Here is a 4,816-nt window from a genome sequence, read left to right on the forward strand (position 1 = left end):
TCAGCAATTCTGCAATTTCCTACGGAATGCTTCGCAAACAGAATTCAGGAGAAGAAAGATAAGACAAGATGAGCGTAGTTATGACAATTGGATAATTTTTTTATGTCCAATTAAGCGGATTTGATATCAAAAGTCCGTTTTTCAAATTTTTATCTAATATCATGTCCGGTAGCATCGGAGCGTGTATAAAATCAAGGTGACACTCTTGAGAAAACCTTCTGCCTCCCCCCCTTTCAAAGGGGGGTAGGGGGGATGCCTCCTGCCTTCGGACAACCATTGTCTAATTATTCAACCGGACATGATATAACCCTTCAGCATAGCTGCCCTCTGCCTTCTCCCCTCTGCCTTCTGCCTTCCTTATTTAGTATAATATAGAATCCGGTTATATAGTATATGTATATGACTAGGAATGAGATGGAATCCGGATAAGTAGTTGATGAAAAACTTTATACCTTCTCACCTTATTCTTTCCCTTCTGCCTTCTGCCTTCTGCCTTCTGCCTTCCTTTTATAGAATCCGGTTATATAGTATATGTATATGACTAGGAATGAGATGGAATCCGGGTAAGTAGTTGATGAAAAACTTTATACCTTCTCACCTTATTCTTTCCCTTCTGCCTTCTGCCTTCTGCCTTCTGCCTTCCTTTTATAGAATCCGGTTATATAGTATATGTATATGACTAGGAATGAGATGGAATCCGGATAAGTAGTTGATGAAAAACTTTATACCTTCTCACCTTATTCTTTCCCTTCTGCCTTCTGTATTCTGCCTTCTGCCTTCCTTTTATAGATACGATAAGTATTTAACCGGATTCTATATAATAGACATCTCCAAAAATAAAAAATAAAATCAATTCTTATCCATAAATTATCAATTATTCCCCTCCTGGGAGGGGCGAGGGGTGGGTTCCCTGTTCCCAGCTCCGGTGTTCCCTCTTTTCTGGAGATGTCTAATATATCATTACCAAAAACCTCAACTAACCACCGCTAAAGCAGTTATTGATTAAATTGGATACTCATGACAAAAGCAATTTCTCCGAAGGTTACCCAGTCAAAATCTCCAAGTTATTTGGCAAGAATACAAGAACAACTCTTTAAAAAGAAGCGTTCCGTTGTAGTTCGCCTCAACTTTATCTTCTTCTTAATATTTATGGTGATTAGTGGCGTTTCTATTGGCGTTCTATTTTTTAGTTACCAAGTTAAAAAATCCACCGAAAAAGTACTAGAAATAGAAGTTCCCAAAGCAGTCGGGACAATTAGTATGCTTGAAGAGTTAGGTACTATGAGTGGTAATTTATTAGAGTACGTTCTTGGCGAGGAAGAAGAAGAACAGGAATACTTCAAAAACTATAATGAGTTACTAGAGTTTCGAGATAATATTTCTATCAAAATTCGCAACACTCGCCAGCGAGACTGGGAGCGGTTAGACAGACTAATTGAAGATTTTCGGAAAGAATCAGAAGAAAAAGTGTTTAGGGGGTACGATCCCAGTGCTGATCGCAAAGCCAGTCAGCGCATCAGTACTCTACTGAGAAATGTAGGCATACCCATGGAAAAGCTTTTGCAAGATCTTAAAGAGGACGAACTGGCTGATGCTGGCAAATCTAAAAGTTTCGAGGAGGTGCTGCGCGATGATCTTCCAGGAGTCCGTTACTATCTGGAACTGTCCGAACTCGCTGGTAATATGCTTGCTGCATTGAACCGCTTCATCCTTAACGATCCGGATGCCAAACGGGAGTTTTTTGAGTATGCTCTGAATTTTGAAATTACCTTTGAAAATCTCCGTGCCCTGGAGCAAAAAAAACAGGAAACAATTAAACTCAAAGAGATCGAAAGGCTCTTTAACGAGCTGAAAGCAGAAGGAGAAAGTATTCTCAAAACCTACCAAGGGAATAATCGCGAAGAGGCCCTCCAAACCATTGAAAACTTGGAACGTCGCAACTACCAAGAAGCCGAAGAATTGTTAGAAAGTCTCTCGAAAACTGCTCGGAGACAAGTTGAGAAAAGTAAAGACTCCCTCAACCAGTTGGTGACATTCCTAAATATCATGACCGTGTTTACGATCACCTCCGGTGTTACTTTGGTGTTGCTTTTGATTTTCTATGTTCGCACTTCAATTCTTCAACCCTTACAGAAGATCACTTTAGTGGTGGAATATCTTCGCTCGCGTAAGGGAGAATGCGAGATCGAGCAAGGTCGCTACGACTTGGAATTTGATGGTATCTTAAGTAGCCTGAACCTCTTTAAATATGAATTGATCGAACTAGATCGACTGCGAGAAACAGAACAGGCACGAGCCATGCAGCTAGAAGATGCACGGGAGTTAGCCGAATCTGCCAACGCGGCAAAAAGCAATTTTTTGGCAGTAATGAGCCACGAAATTAGAACCCCGATGAATGCGATTTTGGGTTTGAGTCACTTGGCATTGCAGACAAACTTAGACACCCAACAGGTTGACTATATCCATAAAATCGAAAGCTCCGGTAAATCTCTACTGCGCCTGATTAACGATATTCTTGATTTTTCAAAAATTGAAGCCGGGAAATTAGCACTAGAAAAAATCGATTTTGAGCTGGACGCGGTTCTGCAAAATGTATCCAATCTAGTCAGCTTACACGCAGAAGAAAAAGATCTCGAATTCTTGATCGATATCGATCCAGAGGTCCCAAATTTTCTAAGGGGCGATCCACTGCGATTAGAACAACTACTTTTAAACCTAATCAGTAATGCTGTCAAATTTACGGAAGTTGGTCAGGTAATTGTTCGGCTTGTTTTGCGAGAACAGCGAGACAATAGTGTTACGGTACAGTTTTCCGTTAGGGACACGGGGATAGGACTCACTCAAGACCAGTGCAAGCGACTATTCCGCAGCTTCAGTCAAGCAGATGACTCGACTACGCGCAAATATGGTGGAACCGGTTTGGGTTTAGCTATTTGTAAACGCTTAGTCAACTTAATGGGCGGTGATATTTGGGTGGAAAGCCAACTCGATCAAGGCAGCAACTTTCAATTCTTTGCTGTGTTTGAAACAGCATCAACTCCCTCGGCATATCTCATCCCACCCGCAGCACTAAAACATATAAAAGCCTTGATCGTCGATCATAGCCGGGCAGCGCGCAACATTCTCAAGGAGCTTTTGCAATCATTTTCTCTACAGGTTGACACCGTTGCTTCTGCAGAAGAAGCACTAGAAGTCCTGCAAGGGACAAAGAACCCCTATCAATTGGTGGTAACGGACTGGCAGATGTCCAACGGGATAGATGGCATTGAGTTAATTCAACGCATCCGTGCTGCTCCCCTGCCCCACCAGCCTCGAATTATGCTCATTACCGGCTACGGGCAAATGGATGTCAAACAGTGTGCCAAAGAAGCGGGTGCTGAGAGTTGCTTATCAAAGCCTGTCAATCGTTCGACTATCTACGATACCCTTGTGAAGATATTCTGCCCTGATGTTGTTGCGGAATCAGGGGAAAATAGTGTTGACGATCGCTCAGTGGCTGTGTATTATCCTGATCTTTCGGGCTATAAGCTATTGCTGGTGGAGGATAACGAAATTAACCAGCAGATAGCCCGAGAACTATTGGTAGGAGCCGGTGCAAGTATTGATACTGCGAATAACGGCCTGGAGGCATTGGCAGCGGTGCAAAACAATCATTACAACGCAGTGTTGATGGATATTCAAATGCCGGAAATGGATGGTATTGAAGCCACACAACGCATCCGAGCTTTGGGTCAATCTGATTGCCCCGATAGTCAGCGTTTCACTAATTTGATCATCATTGCCATGACAGCCCATGCCATGATTGGCGATCGCGACTTGAGTCTGCAAGCAGGCATGAACGATCATATCACAAAACCTATCGATCCTCATCATGTTTTCCGAACCCTGCACCGTTGGCTAAAACTCCAGAATGGAGAGAATTATGGCAATACGACGGCACAGCTTACCGAGTCTGATGAAATCTTGTCCTGTCCTTTGACACTTGCTGCTGAGGAATCACTTGTTTTGGTGGGGATAGATGTCGAAGAAGGCGTTCATCGTATTGGGGGAAATCTCAATGCCTACCGCCAGATTTTGTGGCAGTTTTGCGAACATAACCAAAATACCCTAGCAAATATCCAAGCTACAATCGCAACGACAGACTACACCACTGCTCGGAATCAAGTCCATAGTATCAAGGGCATCGCTGGCAATATCGGAGCAAAAGATTTGTTTGCGGCTGCTTCTGCTCTAGAGAAATCTTTGCAGGACAATTCCCCAACTGAAGTGCTGCAGGATTTAATGCAAACCTTCAGTCAATGCTTTGCAGTTGTGATGGACTCCCTCGGGAAGTTAGATCCATCTATTATAGAAATATCCACAGAGGCGATCGCTCAACCCCATCCGATAGAACCGCAAGTCCTAAAAAATTGCCTTCAAGAACTGGAACATCTTTTGCAAAACGATCTTGCAGCAGCATTAGAACAACTCGAAAATTTAAATGCTGTTACCCAAGGAACACCATATAGTACTGGAATTAAACTGCTTCAAAATGCGGTCTTTGATTTTGATACGGATACAGCGCTAGTAAAACTCAAAGATTTAATCGCACTAATAGAGCCTTAAGGAAGTCATATCATGTCCGGTTGAATAATTAGACAATGGTTGTCCGAAGGCAGGAGGCAACCCACCCCTAACCCCTCCCAGGAGGGGAAGGCAGGAGGCAGAAGTTTCTCAAGAGTGTCAACTTAATTTTATGCACGCTCCGATGCTACCGGACATGATATCAGAAGTCAAAAGTCAGAATGATCGGTAAATTCAACAATGAATAATGAAT

The 4,816-nt window shown here is 42.8% G+C and carries 1 protein-coding gene; it reads left to right on the forward strand.

Annotated elements, in window-relative coordinates; all coding sequences use genetic code 11:
• The first annotated feature begins 1,017 nt into the window (after positions 1-1,017).
• On the forward strand, positions 1,018-4,605 hold the full coding sequence (locus tag F6K54_RS40510; RefSeq protein ID WP_293090071.1) for a response regulator: 3,588 nt from the start codon (positions 1,018-1,020) through the stop codon (positions 4,603-4,605).
• Positions 4,606-4,816: the final 211 nt, after the last annotated feature.

The organism is Okeania sp. SIO3B5 (assembly GCF_010692555.1).
GTDB lineage: Bacteria > Cyanobacteriota > Cyanobacteriia > Cyanobacteriales > Microcoleaceae > Okeania.